This window comes from Streptomyces sp. L-9-10 (genome assembly GCF_004151105.1).
Taxonomy (GTDB): domain Bacteria; phylum Actinomycetota; class Actinomycetes; order Streptomycetales; family Streptomycetaceae; genus Streptomyces.
In genome coordinates, this window is record NZ_PHRF01000164.1 from 92,335 (window position 1) to 115,499 (window position 23,165).

At 69.5% G+C, this 23,165-nt stretch carries 22 protein-coding genes; 7 read left to right on the forward strand and 15 right to left on the reverse strand.

What is annotated here, in order from left to right:
* Positions 1-14 precede the first annotated feature (14 nt).
* The 4 genes from CU044_RS35910 (at position 15) to pknB (ending at position 6,545) form a co-directional block, all read left to right on the forward strand.
* The gene (locus tag CU044_RS35910; protein ID WP_129772945.1) at positions 15-1,454 is read left to right on the forward strand and encodes a PP2C family serine/threonine-protein phosphatase; all 1,440 of its coding nucleotides are present in this window, start codon (positions 15-17) and stop codon (positions 1,452-1,454) included.
* Between the two features lie 29 nt (positions 1,455-1,483).
* Positions 1,484-2,896 (forward strand): FtsW/RodA/SpoVE family cell cycle protein, encoded by a 1,413-nt coding sequence (locus tag CU044_RS35915; protein ID WP_129772946.1) that lies wholly within the window; start codon positions 1,484-1,486, stop codon positions 2,894-2,896.
* Entirely contained in the window at positions 2,893-4,359 is a 1,467-nt protein-coding gene (locus CU044_RS35920; RefSeq protein WP_129772947.1) for a penicillin-binding transpeptidase domain-containing protein, read from the forward strand. The genes CU044_RS35915 and CU044_RS35920 overlap by 4 nt, the downstream gene beginning before the upstream one ends.
* Positions 4,360-4,526: 167 nt before the next feature.
* Positions 4,527-6,545: a Stk1 family PASTA domain-containing Ser/Thr kinase gene (gene pknB / locus CU044_RS35930; RefSeq protein ID WP_129772948.1), complete on the forward strand. Its 2,019-nt coding sequence runs from the start codon at positions 4,527-4,529 to the stop codon at positions 6,543-6,545.
* 96 nt (positions 6,546-6,641) lie between these two features.
* Here pknB and CU044_RS35935 read toward each other — a convergent pair whose 3' ends face one another.
* From CU044_RS35935 to CU044_RS35955, 5 genes are all read right to left on the reverse strand, one after another.
* A complete protein-coding gene (locus tag CU044_RS35935) occupies positions 6,642-7,358 on the reverse strand; it encodes a class E sortase (RefSeq protein WP_240046041.1) in 717 nt (238 codons plus the stop codon).
* Between the two features lie 143 nt (positions 7,359-7,501).
* A complete protein-coding gene (locus CU044_RS35940; RefSeq protein ID WP_129772950.1) occupies positions 7,502-8,887 on the reverse strand; it encodes a class E sortase in 1,386 nt (461 codons plus the stop codon).
* The gene (locus tag CU044_RS35945; RefSeq protein WP_129772951.1) at positions 8,884-9,522 is read right to left on the reverse strand and encodes an aminodeoxychorismate/anthranilate synthase component II; all 639 of its coding nucleotides are present in this window, start codon (positions 9,520-9,522) and stop codon (positions 8,884-8,886) included. Before CU044_RS35945 ends, CU044_RS35940 begins: the two co-directional genes overlap by 4 nt.
* Positions 9,519-9,692, reverse strand: a complete 174-nt coding sequence (locus CU044_RS35950; RefSeq protein ID WP_129772952.1) for a hypothetical protein — start codon at positions 9,690-9,692, stop codon at positions 9,519-9,521. The genes CU044_RS35945 and CU044_RS35950 overlap by 4 nt, the downstream gene beginning before the upstream one ends.
* Positions 9,693-9,827: 135 nt before the next feature.
* Positions 9,828-10,595: a DUF881 domain-containing protein gene (locus tag CU044_RS35955; RefSeq protein ID WP_129772953.1), complete on the reverse strand. Its 768-nt coding sequence runs from the start codon at positions 10,593-10,595 to the stop codon at positions 9,828-9,830.
* A gap of 142 nt (positions 10,596-10,737) precedes the next feature.
* On the opposite strand from CU044_RS35955, the gene crgA reads away from it, so the two are divergent.
* Positions 10,738-10,995 (forward strand): cell division protein CrgA, encoded by a 258-nt coding sequence (gene crgA, locus CU044_RS35960; RefSeq protein ID WP_129772954.1) that lies wholly within the window; start codon positions 10,738-10,740, stop codon positions 10,993-10,995.
* Between the two features lie 271 nt (positions 10,996-11,266).
* On the opposite strand, the gene CU044_RS35965 is transcribed toward crgA, so the two are convergent.
* Both CU044_RS35965 and CU044_RS35970 read right to left on the reverse strand, forming a co-directional pair.
* Complete coding sequence (locus tag CU044_RS35965; protein ID WP_129772955.1) at positions 11,267-12,178, reverse strand: rhomboid family intramembrane serine protease; 912 nt, start codon at positions 12,176-12,178, stop codon at positions 11,267-11,269.
* 138 nt (positions 12,179-12,316) lie between these two features.
* Complete coding sequence (locus tag CU044_RS35970; protein WP_129772956.1) at positions 12,317-12,844, reverse strand: peptidylprolyl isomerase; 528 nt, start codon at positions 12,842-12,844, stop codon at positions 12,317-12,319.
* 404 nt (positions 12,845-13,248) lie between these two features.
* Here CU044_RS35970 and CU044_RS35975 point away from each other — a divergent pair, with 404 nt between their 5' ends.
* The gene (locus CU044_RS35975; protein ID WP_129772957.1) at positions 13,249-13,959 is read left to right on the forward strand and encodes a DUF5324 family protein; all 711 of its coding nucleotides are present in this window, start codon (positions 13,249-13,251) and stop codon (positions 13,957-13,959) included.
* Positions 13,960-14,218: 259 nt separating this feature from the next.
* On the opposite strand, the gene CU044_RS35980 is transcribed toward CU044_RS35975, so the two are convergent.
* Entirely contained in the window at positions 14,219-14,590 is a 372-nt protein-coding gene (locus CU044_RS35980) for a DUF6344 domain-containing protein (protein WP_129772958.1), read from the reverse strand.
* A gap of 481 nt (positions 14,591-15,071) precedes the next feature.
* On the opposite strand from CU044_RS35980, the gene CU044_RS35985 reads away from it, so the two are divergent.
* A complete protein-coding gene (locus CU044_RS35985; RefSeq protein ID WP_129772959.1) occupies positions 15,072-16,049 on the forward strand; it encodes an alpha/beta hydrolase in 978 nt (325 codons plus the stop codon).
* Between the two features lie 29 nt (positions 16,050-16,078).
* Here the strand turns inward: CU044_RS35985 and CU044_RS35990 are convergent, their stop codons facing one another.
* The 7 genes from CU044_RS35990 to CU044_RS36020 form a co-directional block, all read right to left on the reverse strand.
* Positions 16,079-17,077, reverse strand: a complete 999-nt coding sequence (locus tag CU044_RS35990) for a cytochrome d ubiquinol oxidase subunit II (protein ID WP_129772960.1) — start codon at positions 17,075-17,077, stop codon at positions 16,079-16,081.
* Complete coding sequence (locus tag CU044_RS35995; protein ID WP_129772961.1) at positions 17,074-18,513, reverse strand: cytochrome ubiquinol oxidase subunit I; 1,440 nt, start codon at positions 18,511-18,513, stop codon at positions 17,074-17,076. The genes CU044_RS35990 and CU044_RS35995 overlap by 4 nt, the downstream gene beginning before the upstream one ends.
* Positions 18,514-18,749: 236 nt before the next feature.
* Positions 18,750-19,955, reverse strand: a complete 1,206-nt coding sequence (locus tag CU044_RS36000) for an ABC transporter permease (protein ID WP_129772962.1) — start codon at positions 19,953-19,955, stop codon at positions 18,750-18,752.
* A complete protein-coding gene (locus CU044_RS36005) occupies positions 19,952-20,662 on the reverse strand; it encodes an ABC transporter ATP-binding protein (protein WP_240046042.1) in 711 nt (236 codons plus the stop codon). The genes CU044_RS36000 and CU044_RS36005 overlap by 4 nt, the downstream gene beginning before the upstream one ends.
* Before the next feature lie 50 nt (positions 20,663-20,712).
* Positions 20,713-21,729: a peptidoglycan-binding protein gene (locus CU044_RS36010; protein ID WP_129772963.1), complete on the reverse strand. Its 1,017-nt coding sequence runs from the start codon at positions 21,727-21,729 to the stop codon at positions 20,713-20,715.
* Positions 21,730-21,902: 173 nt separating this feature from the next.
* Positions 21,903-22,514: a hypothetical protein gene (locus tag CU044_RS36015; RefSeq protein WP_129772965.1), complete on the reverse strand. Its 612-nt coding sequence runs from the start codon at positions 22,512-22,514 to the stop codon at positions 21,903-21,905.
* A gap of 181 nt (positions 22,515-22,695) precedes the next feature.
* The coding region (locus CU044_RS36020) for an ATP-binding protein (protein WP_129772967.1) at positions 22,696-23,165 on the reverse strand (470 nt) is incomplete at its 5' end.

Here is a 23,165-nt window from a genome sequence, read left to right on the forward strand (position 1 = left end):
CGGGCGAGGTGCGCATGAGTCTGTCTCTGCGCTTCGCCGCCGGATCGCACAAAGGCATGATCCGGGAGGGAAACGAGGACTCCGGTTACGCCGGTCCGCGGCTGCTGGCCATCGCCGACGGCATGGGCGGCCAGGCCGCCGGCGAGGTCGCCTCGTCCGAGGTGATCTCCACCCTCGTACAGCTCGACGACGATGTACCGGGTTCGGACATCCTCACCTCGCTCGGCACGGCGGTGCAGCGCGCCAACGACCAGCTGCGCGTGATGGTCGAGGAGGACCCCCAGCTGGAGGGCATGGGCACCACGCTCACCGCCCTCCTCTGGACCGGCCAGCGCCTCGGGCTCGTCCATGTCGGCGACTCCCGCGCCTACCTCCTGCGCGACGGCGTACTGACCCAGATCACCCAGGACCACACCTGGGTGCAGCGGCTGGTCGACGAGGGCAGGATCACCGAGGAAGAGGCCACCACCCACCCGCAGCGCTCCCTGCTGATGCGCGCGCTGGGCAGCGGCGACCACGTCGAGCCCGATCTCTCCATCCGTGAGGTCCGGGTAGGCGACCGCTATCTGATCTGCTCCGACGGCCTCTCCGGCGTCGTCTCCCACCAGACGATGGAGGAGACGCTCGCCGGCTACCAGGGCCCGCAGGAGACCATCCAGGCGCTCATCCAGCTCGCGCTGCGCGGCGGCGGCCCCGACAACATCACCTGCATCGTGGCCGACGTCCTGGACGTCGAGTCCAACGACACCCTGGCCGGGCAGCTCAACGACACCCCGGTCGTGGTCGGGGCGGTCGCCGAGAACCAGCTCCCGCTCAGCTCCGCCGAGAACGCCGCCGCGATGCAGACCCCGGCGGGCCGCGCCGCGGGCCTCGGCCGCGCCGTACCGCCGCAGCCCGGCGGGGGCGGCTTCGGCCCGCCCGGAAGCGGCGACAGCGCCGGCTACGACGGAATGCCGCCCGAAGGCGGTTTCGGGGCCTACGACGACGAGGAGTTCGTCAAGCCCCGCCCGCGCCGCCGGTGGCTCAAGACGTCGTTCTACGCCGTCCTCGCGCTCGCCGTCGTCGGCGGTGGTCTGTACGGCGGCTACTACTGGACGCAGACTCAGTACTACGTCGGCGCCAACAAGCAGCACGTGGCGCTCTACCGGGGTATCAGCCAGGATCTCGGCTGGGTCTCCCTCTCGAAGATCGAGAAGGAAACCGACATCGAACTCAAGTACCTGCCGGACTACCAGCGCAAGCAGGTCGAGGCCACCATCGCCGAGAGCAGCCTCGCCGGCGGACGCGACAAGATCGACGAACTCGCCGTCCAGGCGTCGGCCTGCAAGAAGGACGAGCAGCGCCGTCTGGCCACGAAGACCACCGACACCAAGCCGAAAGCAACCACTCCCTCTCCGGGCCCCAGCCTCTCGGAAGAGGAGCAGAAAGTGGCCTCGAACTGCGGTAAGCAGTAGGAGCCGGCCGTAGGGGGCCTTTCACCACCATGAGCGTAGTCACCAACACGACGACCATCGGCGCCATCGAAGCACCGAGCCGCCGCAACACCGAGCTTGCCCTGCTCGCCTTCGCCGTCGCCATCCCGGTGTTCGCGTACCTGAACGTCGGGCTCGCGCTCGACGGCAAGGTGCCCACGGGCATGCTCGGTTACGGCCTCGGCCTCGGCCTGCTCGCCGGCGTCGCCCATCTCGTGGTGCGCAAATTCGCCCGCTACGCCGACCCGCTGCTGCTGCCTCTGGCGACGCTGCTCAACGGCCTCGGGCTGGTGCTGATCTGGCGTCTGGACCAGTCACCCCGGCTCATCCGGCTCGCCGAGCTCAGCTTCGGCGTCTTCAGCCCGTCCGCGACGAAGCAGCTGCTGTACTCGGCGATGGGCATCGCGCTCTTCGCGGCCGTCCTGATGCTCCTCAAGGATCACCGCATCCTCCAGCGCTACACGTACATCTCGATGGCCGTCGCGCTCCTCCTGCTGGTCCTGCCCATGTTCTTCCCCGCCAGGAACGGCGCCAAGATCTGGATCAGCATCGCCGGCTTCAACCTCCAGCCCGGTGAGTTCGCGAAGATCATCATCGCGATCTTCTTCTCCGGCTATCTGATGGTCAAACGCGATGCCCTGGCCCTCGCCAGCCGCCGCTTCATGGGGCTCTACCTGCCCCGTGGACGCGACCTCGGACCGATCCTCGGCATCTGGGCGCTCTCGATCCTCATCCTGGTGTTCGAGACCGACCTCGGTACCTCACTGCTCTTCTTCGGCCTCTTCGTGGTCATGCTCTACGTCGCCACCGAGCGGACCAGCTGGATCGTCTTCGGCCTGCTGATGTCGGTCGGCGGAGCCGTCGGCGTCGCCACCTTCGAACCGCACGTCCAGGCCCGCGTCAACGCCTGGCAGGACCCGTTCTCCTGCTACGCGACCGACGGCGCCTGCCAGCAGATCGGCGACGCCCTGCTGTCCTTCGGCTCCGGCGGCACGCTCGGTACGGGGCTCGGCCAGGGCAACTCCGACCTCATCGGCTTCGCCGCCAACGCCGACTTCATCCTCACCACCGTCGGCGAGGAGCTCGGCCTCGCCGGGACGATGGCGTTCCTGCTGCTGTACGGGCTGATCGTGGAGCGCGGCGTACGTACCGCCCTCGCCGCCCGCGACCCCTTCGGCAAGCTCCTCGCCATCGGCCTCTCCAGCGCCTTCGCCATCCAGGTCTTCGTGGTCGCTGGCGGCGTCATGGGGCTCATCCCGCTGACCGGTATGACCATGCCGTTCGTCGCGGCCGGCGGCTCCTCCGTGCTCGCCAACTGGGCCCTGATCGGCATCCTGATCCGTATCAGCGACACCGCGCGCCGGCCCGCACCGGCCCCGGCCCCCTCACCCGACGCCGAGATGACCCAGGTGGTCCGACCGTGAACAAGCCCCTGCGCCGCATCGCGATCTTCTGCGGGCTGCTCGTCCTCGCGCTGCTGATCCGGGACAACTGGCTCCAGTACGTCCGTGCCGACGAGCTGAACTCGCACAAGAACAACCGCCGGGTCCTGATCGAGCGGTACAGCGCCGAGCGCGGCAACATCATCGTCGACGGCAAGCCCATCACCGGCTCCGTCAAGACGGACGACACCGACTTCGTCTACAAGCGCACCTACACCAACGGGCCCATGTGGGCGCCCGTCACCGGCTACGCCTCGCAGGCCTTCGACGCCAACCAGATCGAGAAGCTGGAAGACGGCATCCTCACCGGCAACGACGACCGGCTCTTCTTCGACCGCACCCTGGGCATGTTCACCGGCAAGGAGAAGAAGGGCGGCAGCGTCGTCACCACCCTCAGCGGCGCCGCCCAGAAGGCCGCCTTCGAGGGCCTGGGCAACAAGAAGGGCGCCGTCGCCGCGATCGACCCCCAGACGGGCAAGATCCTGGCGCTGGCCTCCACCCCCAGCTACGACCCCGCCACGTTCGCCGGGAACAGCAGCAAGGACACCAAGGCCTGGGTCGGCCTGGACAAGAAGAACAACCCCGACGACCCGATGCTCAACCGGGCGCTGCGCCAGACCTACCCGCCCGGCTCCACCTTCAAGGTGGTCACCGCGGCCGCCGCCCTGGAGCACGGCCAGGTCACGGACATCGACTCGGCCACCGACACCCCGCTGCCGTGGATCATGCCCGGGACCACCACCCCGCTGCGTAACGAGGGCAACATCCCCTGCAAGGACGCCACGCTCCGCACGGCGCTGCGCGTCTCCTGCAACACCGTCTTCGGCAAGCTCGGCGCGGACCTCGGCAAGGAAAAGATGCTGGAGACCGCGAAGAAGTTCGGCTTCAACCAGGAGCAGTTCATCCCGGTACGCGCCGACGCCTCGGTCTTCCCCGAGGAGATGAACGCGTCGCAGACCGCGCTCTCCTCGATCGGCCAGTTCGACACCCGTACCACCCCGCTCCAGATGGCCATGGTCACCGCCGCGATCGCCAATGACGGCAAGCTGATGAAGCCGTACATGATCGACCGCCTCGTGGCGCCGAACCTGGACGTGCTCGACCAGAACGAGCCCGAGGAGCTGAGCCGCCCCCTCAACCAGGAGAACGCGCAGAAGCTCCAGAGCATGATGGAGACGGTCGTCAACGAGGGCACCGGCGGAAACGCGCGCATTCCGAACGTGACCGTCGGCGGCAAGACCGGTACCGCCCAGCACGGCGAGAACAACAGCAAGAACCCGTACGCCTGGTTCATCTCGTACGCCAAGGCGGGCAACGGCTCCCCGGTCGCCGTCGCGGTGGTCGTCGAGGACAGCGGCGCCAGCCGCGACGACATCTCCGGCGGCGGCCTCGCGGCCCCCATCGCGAAGAGCGTGATGAAGGCGGTCCTCGACACCAAGAAGTGATGCCGGTCACGGCTCACGTCCATTCCTGCACATTGCGATACCGGTCGTATATCAGGTGACCGTTACGGGCCAACCGCATGCGGCGTGCCCGGTAGCGTAGGCGCGAACAGCACACCGCCGGACCACACACGGGTGCGGTCGGGACTGACGGAGAGGGCTGGAACGTTATGGAAGAGCCGCGTCGCCTCGGCGGCCGGTACGAGCTGGGCTCGGTGCTCGGCCGTGGTGGCATGGCGGAGGTCTACCTCGCGCATGACACCCGGCTCGGTCGCACCGTCGCCGTGAAGACGCTCCGGGCGGACCTCGCCCGCGATCCGTCCTTCCAGGCCCGGTTCCGCCGAGAGGCCCAGTCGGCCGCCTCGCTCAACCACCCGGCGATCGTCGCGGTCTACGACACCGGCGAGGACTACGTCGACGGGGTGTCCCTCCCGTACATCGTGATGGAGCACGTCGACGGCTCGACCCTGAGAGAGCTGCTGCACTCCGGGCGCAGACTCCTGCCCGAGCGCACGCTGGAGATGACCGTCGGCATCCTCCAGGCTCTGGAGTACTCCCACCGCAACGGCATCGTCCACCGTGACATCAAGCCGGCCAACGTCATGCTGACGCGGACCGGCCAGGTCAAGGTCATGGACTTCGGCATCGCCCGCGCCATGGGCGACTCCGGGATGACGATGACGCAGACCTCGGCCGTCATCGGCACCGCCCAGTACCTCTCCCCCGAGCAGGCCAAGGGCGAGCAGGTCGACGCGCGCTCCGACCTCTACTCCACCGGCTGTCTGCTCTACGAACTGCTGACGGTCCGGCCCCCGTTCATCGGGGACTCCCCGGTCGCCGTCGCCTATCAGCACGTACGGGAAGAGCCGCAGACGCCCAGCGTCTTCGACCCGGAGATCACGCCCGAGATGGACGCGATCGTGCTGAAGGCCCTCGTCAAGGACCCCGACTACCGCTACCAGTCGGCCGACGAGATGCGCGCCGACATCGAGGCGTGCCTCGACGGCCAGCCCGTCGCCGCCACGGCGGCCATGGGCGCGGTCGGCTACGGCGGCGGCGGATACGGCGGCCCCCCGGACCAGCCGACGACGGCGATGCGCCACGGCGACCCGGGCGGCCAGACCTCCATGCTCCCGCCCATCGGGCCGGACGAGGGCGGCTACGGCGGCTACGACGACCGCCCGGCACGACGCCGGCAGAAGAAGTCCAACACCTCGACGATCCTGCTGGCGGTCGCGGGCGTCCTGGTGCTGGTCGGCGCCATCCTGATCGGCAAGTCGGTCTTCGGCGACACCGGCGACGGCAGCAGCCAGCTGGATGTCCCCCAGTTCGTCGGCGAGACGCTGACCGAGGCCGAACGGCACGCGGACAACGCGGGCGTGAAGATCGCGCAGTCCGGCTCGGAACGCTGCGAGGTGCCCAAGGGCTCCATCTGCAGCCAGGTCCCGGCCTCCGGCAGGATGAGCCAGGGCGAGACGATCCAGGTCGTCGTCTCCGAGGGCGCTCCGCAGGTCAAGGTCCCGGATGTCACCGACAAGCAGAAGCAGAGCGCGACGGACATCCTGGAGTCCGAGGACTTCACGGTCGACTACAAGCAGGAGGAGTCGGACGAGGATCCGGGGACGGTGCTCTCGCAGGATCCGGAGGGCGGCTCCATGGTCGAGAAGGCCTCCAAGATCACGCTGACGATCGCCACTCAGAACCAGGTCTCGGTTCCTCCGGTGGTCGGCGCGCAGTTCGACGCCGCGCAGAACCAGCTCCAGCAGCTCCAGTTCACGGTCGTACGCAACGACGTGGACTCGGAGCAGCCCCTGGGCACCGTTCTTGAGCAGGACCCGCAGGGCGGCACCAAGGCCGCCGAGGGCTCGCAGGTCACCCTGAAGGTCTCCAAGGGCCCGCAGCAGCAGAAGGTCCGGATCCCCGAGATCCGCGGGAAGACGTTCGGAGAGGTGCAGGGCACGCTCCAGGGCCTGGGCCTCAATGTCGCGCTCGCGCAGAACTCGCCGAACGACCCCAATGCCCTGGTGATAAACAGCGATCCCCAGCCCGGTCAGGAAGTCAACAAGAACGACACGGTCACCGTGACCACCGTGGGCGGTCAGGGCAACAACAACGGGGGCAACAACAACGGCGGCGGGAACAACGGTTTCTTCGGCGGCCCGGACGCCGGCAACGTCCGTAGGGACTGACCGGCGGAACAGGCGGTACGCGAACAGCCCCGGCACCCTTGCGAAGGGTGCCGGGGCTGTTCCGTGCCGTCCCCGGGGACGGCCGGGCCACGACCGTCAGCGAAGCTCGGGCGGGGGCGTGCGGTTCTTGTCGACCTTCTCCGTGCGCTCCAGCTCGGCCCAGACGATGTAGCGGTAGTCCGAGGTGTAGATCGGCGTGCAGGTCGTCAGGGTGAGATAGCGGCCGGCCTTCTTCTTCCCCGACTCCTCGGGGACCGGCTGGAGCACGTCCACGTTGTACTTCGACGTCTTCGGAAGCTCCTTGAAGACCTTGTAGACGTACCAGGTGTCGCGGGTCTCGAAGACGACCGGATCGCCGGTCTTGAGCTTGTGGATGTTGTGGAACCTCGCCCCGTGGCCGTCCCGGTGCGCGGCCAGCGTGAAGTTGCCCTTCTCGTCCCAGGGGAGCGCCGACTTGACCGGCTCGGTGTAGTAGCCGGCGATCCCGTCGTTCAGCGACGAGGCCGTGGTGCCCTTCTTGACCAGCACCTCGCCGGTGTTCATCGCGGGGACGTGGAGAAAGCCGATGCCGTCCTCGGAGTCGTAGACCGGTGGGGCGGAGCCGGGCTTCTTCTCCTGCGCCCAGCCGTGGCGTACGTCGTCGCCCTGCTTGGCGGCCTCGCGGTCGGCGAGGACGTTCGTCCACCACAGCGAGTAGACGACGAAGAGGCCCAGTACCACGCCGGCGGTGATGAGCAGTTCGCCGAAGACGCTGACGGCGGCCGCGAGCGGGCCCCTGGGGCGGCGGACCCGTACCGGAGCCGGGGCGGCCACGTCGGGGGCCTGGCGCGCCGTGCTCTCCGGGCCCGGGTCCCCGTCCGACGGCGGCGGTGCGTCGGGCTGCTCGTCGTGCTCGGTACTCGCTGCCACCGCACCCGTCCCCAAGTCCCTGATGTGTGTCCGCGCTCCGATCGGCGTCAGCCGACGAGAGCGTCGGGTTTGCCCTTGCTGCGCGGCCGTTCGTCCACCATCTTGCCCCACACGATCATCCGATAGGTACTGGTGAACTCCGGGGTGCACGTCGTCAGCGTGATGTAGCGACCGGGCCCCGTGAACCCCGAACCGGGCGGCACCGGACCGATGACGCTCACATTCGACGGGGCCGTCTGCGGCAGGAGCCGGGTCATGTCGTACGTGTAGTACGCGTCCCGCGTCTCGACGATGATCTCGTCGCCGGGCTTCAGCTGATTGATGTAGCGGAAGGGTTCGCCATGGGTGTTGCGGTGGCCGGCCACCGCGAAGTTGCCCTGTTCGTCGGAGGGCATCGCCGTCTTGAGGCGGCCCTCCGAGTAATGGCCGACCATGCCGCGGTCGAGGACCTTCGGCTTGCTGATCCCCTCGGCGATCGGCACGACGACGTCCAGCTTCGGGATGTGCATGATGGCGAAGCCCTGCCCCGGCTCGAAGGCGCCCGGCTGCCGGTCCTTCGACCAGCTGTCCTGGATCTTGTTCGTCTCCTTGCCGGCGTACTGGTCGGCCCGGATGTTCGTCCACCACAGCTGGTACGTGACGAACAGCAGCATCAGGACGCCGAAGGTGATGAACAGCTCGCCGACCGCCCGGCTGGCGATGACGGCGGGGCTCTCCTTGAGGGCACGCGCCGCGCGCCGCGCCTCGACCCGGGAGAGCGGCCGGGCGGGCGCCGGCTCCCCTGAGCCGGGCACGGAGCCGTGTCCTGAGCCGTGCCCTGCCCCGGCCCCGGCGGGCTCGGCACGTCTGCGGCCCCGGCCACCGCCCCTGGCGGCCCTGCGCCGCTCGGCCCGGCCCCCTGTCACTGGCTCCGGCTCGGCCGCCCGGCGCGTGTCCGCCGTCCGGAGTCCGACGGTCTGATCATCCAGCCGGGGCTCGGGAGCGGGAGCGGGTACGCGAGCGGGTACGGAGTGCGCGGGCCCCGGTTCGGACACGGGCGCGGGATCCGGCTTGGACACCGGTATCAGGGCCGTGTCGGCCGTCGGCGACGTACCGCCCTCGCCCGCGTAGTACGAGGGGGGGCCGGACTCCGGCCCCTGGGGGGTCTCCGCCGCGCACTGGCGGTAGTAGTCGCCGGACCACTCCGGCCCCGGGGCCGCGGCCGGGGCTTCCGGCGCGGGCTCCGGCTGCCGGGGGCCCCGGTGCCGCCCCTGCTTCCGTACCGGCTGCTGTCCCTGCTCCTGCCCGGGTCCCTGTTGCCTGCCCGGGAGCGGATCGTTCAGTGGGTCCGCCAGCCCGTCCACCGCCGCCTCGAACGCTCCGGAGACCTCGTACCCTCCCTGCTCGTACGAGGCTCCGTAACCCGCTTCGTGTTCGGGGCGGAGTGCCGTCACGCGAGCGCCTTGCCCACCACCGGCGCCAGCCCCGTCGACCGGCCCACCGCACCCGGATCGCCGCACTGGGCCAGCCAGTTGGCCAGCATCAGATGCCCGTGTTCGGTGAGGACCGACTCCGGGTGGAACTGCACACCCTCGACGGCCAGTTCACGGTGGCGTACGCCCATGATGATGCCGTCCGCGGTGCGCGCCGTGACCTCCAGCTCGTCCGGCAGCTTCGCGGGCTCCGCCGCGAGCGAGTGATACCGGGTGGCGGTGAACGGTGAAGGCAGCCCCGCGAAAACGCCCTTGCCCTCATGCGTGACGAGCGACGTCTTGCCGTGCAGCAGCTCGGGGGCCCGGCCCACGACACCGCCGTACGCCACCGCCATCGACTGCATGCCGAGGCAGACCCCGAAGACGGGCACCGCGGTCCCGGCGCAGTGACGCACCATCTCGACGCAGACACCGGCCTGTTCGGGCGTACCGGGCCCGGGAGAGAGCAGAACCCCGTCGAAGCCGTCCTGGGCGTGAGCGGTCGTCACCTCGTCGTTGCGCAGCACCTCGCACTCGGCGCCGAGCTGGTAGAGGTACTGGACGAGGTTGAAGACGAAGCTGTCGTAGTTGTCGACGACAAGAATGCGCGCGCTCATCCGGCGGCCCCCGCTCCGTCGACCGTCACGTCGTTGAACGGCAGCAGCGGCTCCGCCCACGGGAAGACGTACTGGAACAGCACATAGACGACGGCGAGCGCCAACAGGAGCGAGATCGCCGCCCGCAGCCACACGTTGCCCGGCAGATGCCGCCAGATCCAGCCGTACATGCTGTCCCTTCCGTCCGGTACCGCGCCAGGCGGTACGGCACCAGACTAAAGGGATCCACCGGCACATGGGCGGTTCATCGGTCAGCTGCACAGAGGTTCGGGGGTTGCTCTTCGTCACAGGCGCCGGCGCCGGCGCTACCCGACCGGCTCCGCGTAGTGCAGATCCACCGTTCCCGTGTAGCCCGGCAGCGTCTGCTTGTCGCGCTCGTCGACCTTCCAGCCGAGGCCGTACGCCTTGACGTACAGCTGGTAGTTCTGGACCGCCGGGGAGTCGGTGAGCGCCTTGCGGAGCTTGTCCTGGTCACCAACAGCGGTGATCTTGTAGGGCGGAGAGTAGACGCGGCCCTGGAGGATCAGCGTGTTCCCCACGCACCGCACGGCGCTGGTGGAGATCAGCCGCTGGTCCATGACGCGGATGCCCTCGGCACCGCCCTTCCACAGGGCGTTGACGACTGCCTGGAGATCCTGCTGGTGGATCACGAGGTCATTGGGCTGAGGCTCGGGATAGCCGGGGTTGGCCGTGGCGTTCGGCGGGGCGTCGTCGAGTGTGACGGTGAGTGCCTGACCGGTGACCTTCTTGGTACCCGCCGCCTTTTCCAGGGCGTTCAGCCTGGCTTCCTCGGCCGCGGTGGTGCCGTGGTCGCGGCTGACGAGGGCGTCGACGTCACGCCGTACCGCCGCGTTGGCGTCGCCCAGTTCGGCGTTCTTGCGGTCGCGCTCGTGGATCAGATCGGACAGCTTGAGCAGCGAGGTGTCCGTACGGATGTTGGTGCCCTTGGCCGTGTTGAAGCTGGTCACGAAGATCAGCCCGGCGAGGGCGAAGACGGCAGCCGTGAGCAGCCGGACGGGCCGCCTGTTCGGTCGGCGGACCGGCCCTGGGGGAGAGTCGGCGGAATTGCTCAACGTACCCTTATCTCCTTAGGCGCCGCGGAAGCACTACGCTAACGGACGCCCGGGGGCGGCGGTGTTCCCCCTGCTCTCCGCCCCGGCACACCGTTTCAGTCCCCCTGCGCGGTCACGCAGCGCATCGACAGGAGAGTCCCTCGTGCCGAAGTCACGTATCCGCAAGAAGGCCGAGTTCACGCCGCCTCCGGCCGCGAAGCAGACGGTCAACCTCAAGCTGACCAATCGGAGCTGGGTTGCCCCGGTCATGCTTGCCCTGTTCCTGATCGGCCTGGCCTGGATCGTCGTCTTCTATGTGACCGAGGGCGATCTTCCGCTGGAGAGCTTCGGGAACTGGAACATCGTGGTCGGGTTCGGCTTCATCGCCGCCGGCTTCGGTGTCTCGACCCAGTGGAAGTAGCGGGTCCACCACCCCGCCGTCAAGCTCCGCCCCTACTTATCCACAGCGTTGTCCACAGCAGGGGAAAAGGTCAGACGATCTGTGGATAACTCCACGGGACGTTGACGCCGGTGTGACTACTTCCGCCATTCTGATGACACGCTCGCCCCTTGTCGCTGCTGGTCAAACCCACATCAGCGACAAGGGGCACGCACGTTCCCCACAGGATGCACAAGATCCGCCACACACTGTGGACAACTGTGGAGTACGGGCCGTCCTCACCAGGTCACGCTCAGGTGAGTGAGACGGTTCTGGCCACGATGGTCACGACCGTCGCCACCAGCACCAGCGCGCAGGTCCCGTACTGCACGAGGGCCCGCCGCTCGCGAGGCGCGTGCACCATCCCTATGGCGACCACCACGCCCGCCACCAGCCCGCCGACATGCGCCTCCCAGGCGATGTTGGACCAGGTGAAGGTGAAGAGCAGATTCAGCGCCAGCAGGACGAGGACCGGCCGCATGTCGTAGTTGAGCCGCCGCATCAGTACGACGGTCGCGCCGAGGAGCCCGAAGATCGCGCCGGAGGCGCCCAGCGAGGGCTGGTTCGGCGCGGCGATGAGATACGTGAGCGCGCTGCCGGCCAGCCCGGAGAGCAGATAGAGCGCCAGGAAACGGACGCGGCCGAGGGCGGCCTCCAGCGGGCCGCCGAGCCACCACAGCCCGAGCATGTTGAAGGCGATGTGCCAGATCTCCTGGTGCAGGAACATGGCGGTGACCAGCCGGTACCACTCACCGTCCGCGACGCCGACGACCCGGCCGAGGCCGGGACTGTAGGCGTAACCGATGAGGTCGAGATCCTCGACGAGCCGATGCCGGTCGCCCACCGCGAGGACGGCGACGAACACCGCGACATTGATGCCCAGCAGGATCTTGGTGATCAGCCGGGGGTCGGCCGCGACCGTGCCGCCGGCGAGGGTGCGCGGCTGGTTGGCGGTCGCTCCGTGTCCCGTACCCGAACCCTGCCGGACGCATTCCGGGCACTGGAAGCCGACAGAGGCACTGATCATGCACTCGGGGCAGATGGGGCGCTCGCAGCGCGTGCAGCGTATGCCCGTCTCCCGGTCCGGATGCCGGTAACAGCTGGGCGTGCCTTCGGTGACGGCAGGCTGGTCCTGGCCTCCGTGGCCGCCTGGCGGGTGGTCCATCGGTCCCCTCGGTCCTCGTGACGGCGGACGGTGCCCGGCACGGCACAGCGCACCGCCCCGCCCGTCCGGTATGTAACCACTACGGACGGGCAGGGCGGGAGGTTCCCCGAACCGGGGAACCGGACAGCGCGCGAGCGGTCAGCGCGTCTCGACGACGACCGATTCGATCACGACCTCCTGCAGCGGGCGGTCGGTGCGCGGGTTGGTCTGGGCGCCGCCGATGGCGTCCACGACCTTCTTGCCGGCCTCGCTGGTGACCTCACCGAAGATGGTGTGCTTGCGGTTCAGCCAGGAGGTCGGCGCCAGGGTGATGAAGAACTGCGAGCCGTTGGTCCCCGGGCCCGCGTTGGCCATCGCCAGCAGGTACGGCTTGTCGAAGGAGAGGTCCGGGTGGAACTCGTCCTCGAACTGGTAGCCGGGGCCACCGGTGCCGTTGCCCAGCGGGTCCCCGCCCTGGATCATGAAGCCGCTGATCACACGGTGGAAGACCGTGCCGTCGTACAGCCTGTCCGTGGTCTTCTGACCGGTCTCCGGGTTGACCCACTCCCGCTCGCCCTGCGCGAGCTCGACAAAGTTCTTGACCGTCTTCGGCGCGTGGTTCGGCAGGAGCCGGACCTCGATGTCGCCGTGGTTGGTCTTCAGGGTGGCGTAAAGCTGCTCGGCCACGATCTGCCTTCCGTAAGTCTTCTCTGACTCTCACGATCCTCGCACGGAAGGCGTGATCGCCGCCCGGCCGCTGCCCTCGAACGTGCTTTACGCCCGTCTTGGTGCGGTTTCGGGGCCGGATGGAGGCGGTGGAAGACAGAAGGGTTCAGGGCAGCCGAAAGCGAGCAGTCGCGGAGAAGGCGGTGTGGTCACGCCGGAACCCGCGCATGCTGGAGGGAAGCGCGACATCGTCGTCCGTCGATACGTACCAGAATCTACGCGGAGGACCGCGATGTCCGGGCATCACCCGCGTCGCCTTTCATGACCCGGATGCCCGCAACGCATGCCGAGACCGAGCCCGACAGGCATGATCTCGAAAAGGGTGGATAGGCGAAATACGGAACGCCACCGAGGAGGATGATCCTGTGACCCGCATGGACAGCGTGCGCGCCGCTACCGGTTCGGCGAAGGAGAGCGTGCAGCACGCCGCGGAAGCGGTGGCCCCTTACGCCGGCTCGGCCAAGGAACAGGCCGCTCTGGCCAAGGAACAGGCCGCGCTCTACGCCCGCGAGGCGCGTGTACGGCTCGCGCCGACAGTATCGAAGGCCGCTCAGCAGGCTCGTGTTCAGTACGGCGCCCATGTGGCGCCCCGGGTACCCCCAAAGGTCGATGAAGCCGCTCACCGCGCCGCGGTGGGCACTCGTCAGGCCGCCCGTCAGGCGGCGGATTACACAGTGCCGCGCGTGAACCAGGCGATGGCCACCGCACGGCCGGTGGCCGGACAGGCCGCGGCACGTTCAGCGGCCGCCCTGGCCGCTCTGCGCGGACAGGTCACGGCGAAAGAGATCCAGAAGCTGGTGAGGAAGCACGAGCGGCGGGCCAGGGCCGGCCGCGTGGCCAAGGGCCTGGCGGTCCTCGGCGTGCTGGCCGGTGGGGCTTTCGCCGCCTGGAAGTGGTGGGACAAGCAGGCGAATCCGGACTGGCTCGTGGAGCCGCCGGCCGCTACCGAGGTCTCGGAGCGTGGTCCGCTGACGTCCGTGGACGGCAGCCATGTGGTCGATCCGCTGGATCCGGAGGTCCAGGCGAAGCAGGCCGAGGCCGAGGCGTCGGAGAACGACCGGGACGACCGCCCCTGATCGCACGGACCACGGAGATCACTGACCGGGCGTGGCACTCGCCGCGCCTGTAGTCCTTGTCGTCCGCGCGCTCGCCGTCCGCACTCGAACCGTGTGCGTACGTGCTGTTCGCGCTCTTGCTGATCGCGTACTCGCTGTTCGCGCTCTTGCTGATGTACTCGCTGTCCGCGTCGTCCTCGTCGCGCCACCGGCGTACGGGGCTCGGCGACGGGCGCACCGGAGGTGAGGGGCGCCGGGAGACCGCGGGGTTCCCGGCGCCTCACGCCGCGACGAGTGCCGCGTCGGCGGCGTACGCGCTCACCTGCGCCGCGCGGGCATCTGCCTCGCTCGGCACGGTCGCCGGCAGATGACGGACCGAAGGTGACGAACCGTGCGCCTCCGCGTGGATACGCTGCTTGATCGTGGGCGGCAGCGACCGGCCGCGTGGCAGCGACCTGGGTACGGTCGCCCTGGCCGGAGCGGCCTTGGCGACGTAGTGCGCGGCGGCGGGTGCCGGCGCGGGCTGCTCGGCCGGCTGCTGCACGGCGTTGCCGGCGGCCGCGGCCGGGGCGGTCAGCCCCAGGGAGGCGAGCACCGCGAAGAACGCGGTGATGAAGACAGTCCACAGTTTCTTGACCTTGAAGGCGGCCATGACCCCTCGCTTTCGGGTTGGGCGGTTTACATACCTTCCTTATGATGTGGACGCATCTTGAGAATCCACGGAGCTACGCCGCCGTCCGGCAGTTCTTCGGATGAACACCACTCGTACGGTCCAACCGACCCCGCGTAATCGCGGGGCGGAGCGCGCCCGAAGCCGCATCTGAAGCAGTGCTTCCGCGCCGCCGACCGACCTGTACAAGCGCACGTCAGCGCCCTTTCACCGACTCCGCCCCGCTCTCTTCGCCGGCCGAGGCACGACTTCCGCGCCGCCGCCACCCGGAACGATCGCCGCCGCGCGGGGGCCACCGCCTGCTCGGCCTCGCGGATCACCCGCCTGCCGCCCAGGGCGCGCCGTATCGGCACAAACCGGAAAAGCTGATGTCTGGACCGCCGCTCGGCCCGCTCCCCGGACCGCCGCTCGGCCGCCCCTTCCCGGCAGACCTTCCCGGCAGAAGAGAAAGAGAGAGAACGCCATGACGCTGCGCCTGTCCCGAGAGCTCATACGTTCGCGGCCCGTCGCCGCCCTCGCCTCCGTGTGCTCCGTGGCGGCGCTCGCCGCGCCCGCGCCCGCCATCGCCGGTGGCGCTTCCACCAGTTCGGGCAAGGGCGGCATAGCCAAGCCGACCGTGGTGCTGGTGCACGGCGCGTTCGCCGACGCCTCAGGATGGGACGGGGTGGTGGAGCGGCTTCAGCGCGACGGCTATCCCGTCATAGCCCCCGCGAACCCGCTGCGCGGGCTGGCCAGTGACTCCGCCTACATCGCCAGCGTCCTCAAGAGCGTCAAGGGACCGGTCATCCTCGCCGGCCATTCCTACGGCGGTGCGGTGATCGGCGAGGCCGCCGCCGGCAACCGCGACGTCAAGGCACTCGTCTACATCTCGGCGTTCATGCCCGACAAGGGGGAGACCCTCGGGGCGCTGGGCGCGAAGTTCCGCGGCAGCGAGCTCGGTCCGGCGCTCAGACAGGTGCCGTTCCAGGACGGCGACGGCACGACGGGCACCGATCTGTACATCAAGCCCGACAAGTTCCACCAGGTCTTCGCCGCGGACCTCGCGGCGTCCACCGCCGCACAGATGTCCGCCACCCAGCGCCCGATCAGCGCCACGGCCTTCACCGAGAAGGCCCGCGGCGCCGCCTGGAAGTCCATCCCGTCGTGGTTCCTGGTCGCCACCGAGGACCGGGCGATAGCCCCGGATCTGGAGCGCTTCGAGGCCAAACGGTCGGGCTCCCACACCATCGAGGTGAACTCCTCGCACGTGGCGATGATCTCTCACCCCGGCACCGTCACCAGCCTCATCCTCGACGCCATACGCACCGAGGCCTCCGGCACCCCGTCCCTGGCCACGACGGGCAGTACGACGAGCGCCACCGGCCTCATCGGCGTCGGCGCGATCGTCGCGGGCGTGGGCCTGATCGTGGCCGTACGCAGGCACCAGGCACGCGACCGCTGACCCCCGAGCCGCCGCGAACCCGGAGGTGGTTACTCCCTCGCCCCGAGTCTGCCGCGGTTGTGCAGGACGTACAGGAACGCCAGGGACGGGACGATGAGGAGCACGGCGGCGCCGGCGACGCCCACGAGCACCCACAGGGTGGGCGTGGGCGAGGCGGCTTCGGAGATGCTCAGGTGAGTACCCAGCAGGTACGGGTACTGCGCGACCCCCCATCCGCAGACGACGGCGGCCACCGCCAGGGCCGCCGGCATGCGCAGCGCACCGGTTCTTCCCGTCTTGAGCAGGAAGAGAGTGGCCAGGCCGCTCAGGGCGGAGATGATGAGCAGCGGCAGTCCGCGGTGGCTCAGCTCGTGGAACAGCCGCGGCGAGTCGGCCTGGAGCACGAAGATCCCGGCCAGGCCGACCAGGCCGGTGACGGCTCCGGCGAGCAGCGCGCGCCGGCTGAACCACGCTTCGAGTGCGGGGCTCCCCGTCTGCCGCGCGGCGGCCGTCAGGAACACCGCGGCCAGGTAGGAGCAGACCAGGACCGCCAGTACGCCACCGAGCACGGACGTCGGGTTGAGCCAGCTGCCGAGGGGATCGCCCTTCCCGCCGGCCGGTACCCGTCCGGACGCGATCGCCCCGGCCAGGCTTCCGAAGCAGTACGGGGTGACCACCGAGGACAGCGCGAAGAACACTCCGTAGACCCGCTGCTCCGGGGTACGCATCGACTCCTTGCGGAACGCGAAGCCCGCCCCGCGCAGCACGATGCCGAGCGCGGCCAGCCCCAGGGGGATGTACAGCGTCGTGGTGATGGCGGCGAAGGCCGCGGGGAAACCGCTCCACAGCACGACGAGGCAGTAGATCAGCCAGGTGTGGTTGGCCTCCCAGACAGGCCCGACCGTCAGGTCGATCAGATGGCGGGACCGGCTGCCACGCGCCGCTCCGCCGCCGGTCAGGTCCCAGAAACCGGCGCCGAAGTCGGCGCCGCCGAAGAGCGCGTAGGCGATGACGCCGACGAACAGGATGACCGCGATGGCATCGCTCATGCCGACCGGCCCTCTTTCGGGTGAGTTCCGGCGAGAGGCCGCTCGGGCCCGTAGGGGACGTCGACGGCGTCGTCGCCCTCGTCTCTCCATCGTCGTGTCAGGGACCGCAGGACGAGTACGGCGCCGGTTCCCACCGCGAGGTAGATGGCCAGGGCGGCCGCGAAGAACGGCCAGAGATTGCCCTGGGTCGCCACGGCGTCCTTGGTCAGCAGCAGGCCCCTGACCGTCCACGGCTGCCGTCCGACCTCGGTGACCACCCAGCCGCTCTCCAGGCACAGCACCGCGACGACTCCGCTCACGGCGACGCACCACAGGAACAGGCGGTTGGCCGGCACCTCCCGGCGGCGCCACCACAGCCACGCGAACCAGAGGGCGAGGGCGAGCAGCGCGAACGCCGTACCGACCATGACGTCGAAGGCCAGATGGACGATGCTCACCGCCGTGTCCTCGGGCCGTACCGCGGGAGGGATGGCGTCGAGTCCGCGGATCTCGGTGGAGGGGCTGAACCCGGCGAGCAGCGAGGCCATGTCGGGTACCGGGAGCCCGTAGCGGACCTCGCCGTCGATCAGTACGCCGGCGAGCGTCTCCGGGACGTGGTTCCCGGTGGTGGGCAGCAGTTCGATGGCGGCGAACTTCGCCGGCTCGCTGTGGAACACCTGACGGGCGACGATGTCGCCGACGAAGATCTGTACGGGTATGGCGACGGCGGCCACGGTGAACCCGATGAGGAACCCGAGCCGGTGGTAGGAGTCGCGGCGCCCCTTCAGCATTCCGACGGCGTAGACCCCCGCCACCGAGAAACCGGCGACGATATACGCGGCCAGCAGCATGTGGATGCTCTCGAACCAGAAGGCGCCGTTGAAGAACACGCCCGCCGGACGGACCTCCGCCACGCGCCCGTCCCGCATCGTGATGCCGCCGGGCTGGTTCATCCAGCTGTTCGCCGCCACGACCGCGCAGGTGCCGCCGATGCTCGCCAGGACGACGGGTACGCCCGTCCAGAAGTGCGTCCAGGGCGGAAGCCGCTTCCAGCCGTAGATATAGATCGAGACGAAGATCGCTTCCAGGAAGAAGAAGATGCCTTCGATCGCGAAGGGGAAACCGAAGGCGGCGCCGTAGCGTCCCATCAGCCCCGGCCAGAGGATCCCGAGTTCGAAGCTGAGCACGGTACCGGTGACGGCTCCCACGGCGAACAGCACGGCCGCCACCTTCGACCAGCGCTGCGCGAGAAGCAGGGCCTGGTCGTCACCGCGGCGCAGACCGCGGTAGTTGGCGATGAGCATGAGAGCCGTGAGAGCGACGCCGAACGGCACGAGAATGATGTGGAAGCCCAGAGTGAACGCCATCTGCTCGCGGGCGGGCAGCAGTTGCGGCGGATCGTCGGCCGAGGCCAGAACCTGAAGCAGGACCCCGGCAGCATCAGGTGAGTACGGCATCCCCGCATCCTTCATGCGCCCGTCGGACTCACGGCCCCGGTGACACGGACCGGAGAACCGAAGCAACCCGTTCGGACGACGGGAGCGGGCGGAGGCCGGCCGCCGGGTTCGCCGGCCCGGCGTTGAGGCCGGTGACCGGTCCTTCGACGGTCACCGGCCTCTCCGTCACCGGCCTGTTCGTCACCGGCCTCTCCCTCACCGGCCTCTCCACGGACAGGGCGGGATCTGTGGCCTGGTCAGGCCGCGGCCAGTGCCACGGTCGGGGGTGTGCGCGCGGCTCGCAGCGCCGGGTAGAGTCCGGCGATCGCGCCGATCACCATCGTCGAGGCGACCCCGCCCACGGGTGCCACGAGGGGGATCGCCGTGGGCCAGCCCTGGCTGAGGGCGTATCCGGCGGTGACGGCGGCGCCGAGCGCCGCTCCGCCCAGTCCGCCCAGTGTCGACAGCAGCAGGGCCTCGACGAGGAACTGCCGGGTGATGTGCCGGCGGGCCGCGCCGAGGGCGCGTCGCAGGCCGATCTCCCTGCGTCGTTCGATGACGGTGATGACCATGGTGTTGGCCACTCCGATACCGCCGACGAGCAGGGCCACCCCGCCGAGTCCGACGAGCAGCCCGGTGAAGGACGCCTCGGCCGCCTGACGCGCCTTCAGCGCGTCGGAAGGGCGGCTGACGGCGACATTCTGGGGATTCTCGGGGTCGACGGCACGGGGCAGCAGACCGCGGACGCTTTCGACGAGGGAGTCGGGAGAGCGCTCGTACACCATGGTGGGGCGGCCGTCGAAGCCGAGATACCGCTCGGCCGCCACACTGTTGACCAGGACCGCGGAGTCCAGATCCTGTGCGAGCGGCACCGGGTCGAGGACGCCGAGGACGGTGAAGTAGCGGTCTCCGATCCACACTTGCTCGCCCGCGTGGGTCACTCCGAGCCGGTAGGCGGCCCGGTGGCCGAGCACGGTCGTGGGGTAGCGCTCGGGCGCCCGGTCCAGCCAGCCGCCCCGGGCCAGGGTGCCGCGCAGGGTCTTCACCAGGTTCCCGTCCACGGCGAGGACGGTCAGCCCGTTCGTCTCGGCGGGATCCACCCGCGCGTTGCGGTAGGCACCGATGTCCTTGACCTCGCCGGTCGCGCTGACGGAGTCGACGCCGTCGGCACGGGCGACCGTGTCCACGGCGGTCTCGGGAAGGAGTACGGGCTCGCCGGTCAGGGGGTCCTGGCCCGGGGCGATGGTCAGGAGGTTGGTGCCGAGTTTGTCCAGTTCGGCGTCGAGGTGTGCCTGGCTGGAGGTGGAGATCCCGAGGACGGCGATCATCGCGGCGATCCCGATGGCGATGCCGGCGGCGGAGAGCACCGCGCGCAGCGGACGCGTCCGGAGCCCGTTGGCACCCAGCCGGAACAGATCGCCGCCGCGCAGGCGTGAGGGCGCGAGGTTCGTACGGCCTCTCATGCGGTCGCCCCGTCCGCGCCCATGCCGGGCGGTGCCTCGCGGAGGTCGTCGACGAGTCGTCCGTCCCGCATGAGCAGCCGTCGTGGCAGGCTCGCGGCCAGCCCGGTGTCGTGGGTGATGATCACGACGGTGGTGCCCGAGGTGTGGAGTTCGCGCAGCAGGTCCACCACCAGGGCGCCGGAACGGGTGTCGAGCGCGCCGGTCGGTTCGTCCGCCAGCAGCAGCGGTGGATCGCCCACGACGGCGCGGGCGATGGCGACCCGCTGTCGTTCGCCGCCCGACAGCTGGTGGGGCCGGTGGTCCAGGCGGTGGCCCAGCCCGACCCGGTGCAGCGCGGCCTCGGCGCGTGCCCGGCGCCGCCGCCGGGGCAGCCCTGTGTACAGCAGTCCGTCGGCGACGTTGTCGATGGCGCGGGTGCCTTCGGCGAGGTGGAAGTGCTGGAAGACGAAACCGATCCGGTGGGCGCGCAGCGACGACAGGCCCCGGTCGTCGAGCCGGGCCACATCGTGCCCGTCGATGACCACCTGCCCCGAGGTGGGCCGGTCCAGAGTGCCGATGAGATTGAGCAGGGTCGACTTGCCCGACCCGGAAGGCCCGACGACGGCGACCAGTTCCCCCGGCGCGACCGAGGCCGTGACCTCGCGCAGGGCGTGGACCCGGTGCTCACCGCTGCCGTACGAGCGGCCCACATCCGTCAGCCGCACCACGGGCTCGGCGCAACCGGCGGGCAGGACGGCGGTGTCGTGCATGACGGCGGTCACAGCCTGGGCACCCCCACCCGTACGCCCTCGGAGATCCCCGGGCCGCTCACCTCCACACGGCCGTTGGTGAACGCACCCGTCTTCACCTGCACCCGGCGGACCTTCCCGCCCTCCACGATCTGCACCCCGAATCCACCGCCCGGCAGCGGCAGGAGTGCCGTGACCGACACCGAGTACACGTTCTCGGCCTCCACCCGGCTCAGCACCACGATGACGTCCGCGCTCTGAACGTTCTTGACTTCCCCGGGAGAGCTGAGCTTCACGGTGACGGGAACGACCTTCTTGCTCTCCTTGTTCAGCTTCTGCGCCCCGACGGAGGAGACCGTCCCCGGTGTCCGCTTGCCGTCCGGCAGCTCGATCTCCACCTTGGCGCCCTTGACGACGAGTTCCTGTGCCTCCTGCGGCACCTCTGTGGTGACCCGCTGCTGGGAACCGCCGGCCTGGAGCACCTCGGCGCCGGCCGCCGCGGGGTCACCCGGGCGCACCGACGCCTTCTTGATCCGCAGGATGTCGGGGGCGAACACCACCCGGCCCAGCTCGATCTTTCCGCTCCGCGGCAGGCCGTTGTTCTTCTGCCAGCGCTTCACCGCGGCCTCGGTCTTCTCCGTGAACTCCTCGTCGACCGTGAAGTCGACATAACCGAGCGCTGCCAGATTCTCCTCCAGCATGCGCACATCCCTGCCGTTCTTCATACCGGTCTTGAACTCACGCCAGGCGGGAAGGTCACCCCGCATCAGGAACACCGGCATGTCATCGACCGCGTACAGGCGCTCCCCGCGCTCGATGATGCTGTTCGCGGACGGCAGCCAGGTGAAGATCCCCCGCAGCTGATTCGTGACCCGGCGGTCACCGAAGAACTGCAGGACGCCGAAGGACCGCACCTCCGAGACCAGATCGGCCCGCACGATCTTCTCCGTGGCGGGCGGCATCGGCTCACCCACGGTGGACGGTTCCGGCGTGCCCTCCCGCATGGAGAACAGGCCGCCGCCGACCGCCACACCCACGAGAGCCACGGCGGCTCCGACGAACAGCCGGCGACGCCCGCGCCGACGACCGCGACGCCGCCCCCTCTCACCGGCCCCGGAGGACTCGGACTCCTCCCCATAGGGCTGAACCTCCGCCCCGTAGGACGCAGCGGTCTCCCCGTGGGTCGCGGCCCCGGGCCCTACAGGCTCGGCGACGTCCCTCACCGCCCACCGCCCTGCGACGACGCGTCCTCGATCATCTTGTCGAGCACGTCCTGCTCGCGCTTGCACGCCTTCTGCGCCGCATTGAGCTCGGGGCTCGATTCGAGCTGCACGCTGCCGTCCGCGTTCGGCTTGGGGGGCACGTAACCGTTCTTACGCATACATGCCATGTACTTCAGGCGGAGCGCCTCGAAGTCGGGGTTCTTGTTGAGGTCCTTCAAACCCGGGTCGCCGCTTCCCGCCATGGCGCCGGGGAGCTTGCCGCATGCCTTCTCCAGCTTGTCGAGGACGCTCTGCGGGGTACCGGAGGGAATCTGCGGCGCCTCACCCGGCTTCGGGTCCTTCACCTGGACGCCGTTGTCCCGCATGCACGACGCGTACTTGATACCGGAATCCGCGCCGGACTCACCGCTGTCGCCCGCATTGCCGCCCGAGGCGCCGCTCGTCGAAGCGCCGCCGGTCGAGCCGTCGCCCGTCTCACCGGCTCCCCGCGACGAGGCGGCAGGCGGATTCTCCGAATCTCCTCCACAGGCCGCTGCCCCGACGGCCAGAAGCACCACCATCGCGCTCGTGGCGAGACGACGGCGGGGAGTACGGGCGAATGGACGCATGAAAGACCTCCGGAGACCGGTGCGGCTCGGAAAAGGCGCACAGGGAACAGATATGAAGCCGCCATCCCGGAACGAGAGAGAACGGGGACGGCAGATCAGCTCCCAGCACACCAGGAGAGGCATTTCGTGGCCGTCTGCTGATTTCTTTATGCTGTCCAAATCCTTTAATGCGCGCGGCACCTCAGGACGTGGGAGCACGGCCCCCGCACAGGGCCGCGGTGGGCAGGGTGATGGTGATGTCGAGGCCGCCGTCGCGCAGTGGTTCCGCGTGGAGGGTTCCGTTGTGGGCGCGGACGATGGATTCCACGATGGCGAGGCCGAGGCCGTATCCTGCCGGGCGGTCCGAGCGGCTTGTCCGGCGGGTGTCGAGGCGGTGGAACGGTTCCAGGATGCGGTCCGCCTCGGTGCGGGTGAGTTTGCGTCCGGTGTTGCGTACGACGAGCCGGACCCCGTGCTCGGGCCGTTCGTCCACGCTCACGGTCACCGTTCCGCCCGGGTGGTTGTGGCGGACGGCGTTGTCGACGAGGTTGGTGACCAGCTGGCGCAGCAGGATCCGGTCGCCGAGGACCCGGCCCCGGCCCACCGACGCGGTCAGGGCCACCCCCGCGTCGGCTGCGGCCGGTGTGGCCTGGGTACACACCTCCCGCGCCA

What these genes read in the sequence shown, in the direction of transcription:
- CU044_RS35915 (WP_129772946.1), top strand. Translation starts at nt 1,484, where the DNA reads ATGAGCGTAGTCACCAACACGACGACCATCGGCGCCATCGAAGCACCG.
- CU044_RS35980 (WP_129772958.1), bottom strand. Translation starts at nt 14,590, where the DNA reads ATGGCCGCCTTCAAGGTCAAGAAACTGTGGACTGTCTTCATCACCGCG.
- CU044_RS35910 (WP_129772945.1), top strand. Translation starts at nt 15, where the DNA reads ATGAGTCTGTCTCTGCGCTTCGCCGCCGGATCGCACAAAGGCATGATC.
- CU044_RS35990 (WP_129772960.1), bottom strand. Translation starts at nt 17,077, where the DNA reads ATGAGCGATGCCATCGCGGTCATCCTGTTCGTCGGCGTCATCGCCTAC.
- pknB (WP_129772948.1), top strand. Translation starts at nt 4,527, where the DNA reads ATGGAAGAGCCGCGTCGCCTCGGCGGCCGGTACGAGCTGGGCTCGGTG.
- CU044_RS35965 (WP_129772955.1), bottom strand. Translation starts at nt 12,178, where the DNA reads ATGGACCACCCGCCAGGCGGCCACGGAGGCCAGGACCAGCCTGCCGTC.
- CU044_RS35985 (WP_129772959.1), top strand. Translation starts at nt 15,072, where the DNA reads ATGACGCTGCGCCTGTCCCGAGAGCTCATACGTTCGCGGCCCGTCGCC.
- CU044_RS36015 (WP_129772965.1), bottom strand. Translation starts at nt 22,514, where the DNA reads ATGCGTCCATTCGCCCGTACTCCCCGCCGTCGTCTCGCCACGAGCGCG.
- CU044_RS35995 (WP_129772961.1), bottom strand. Translation starts at nt 18,513, where the DNA reads ATGCCGTACTCACCTGATGCTGCCGGGGTCCTGCTTCAGGTTCTGGCC.
- CU044_RS35945 (WP_129772951.1), bottom strand. Translation starts at nt 9,522, where the DNA reads ATGAGCGCGCGCATTCTTGTCGTCGACAACTACGACAGCTTCGTCTTC.
- CU044_RS36000 (WP_129772962.1), bottom strand. Translation starts at nt 19,955, where the DNA reads ATGAGAGGCCGTACGAACCTCGCGCCCTCACGCCTGCGCGGCGGCGAT.
- CU044_RS35950 (WP_129772952.1), bottom strand. Translation starts at nt 9,692, where the DNA reads ATGTACGGCTGGATCTGGCGGCATCTGCCGGGCAACGTGTGGCTGCGG.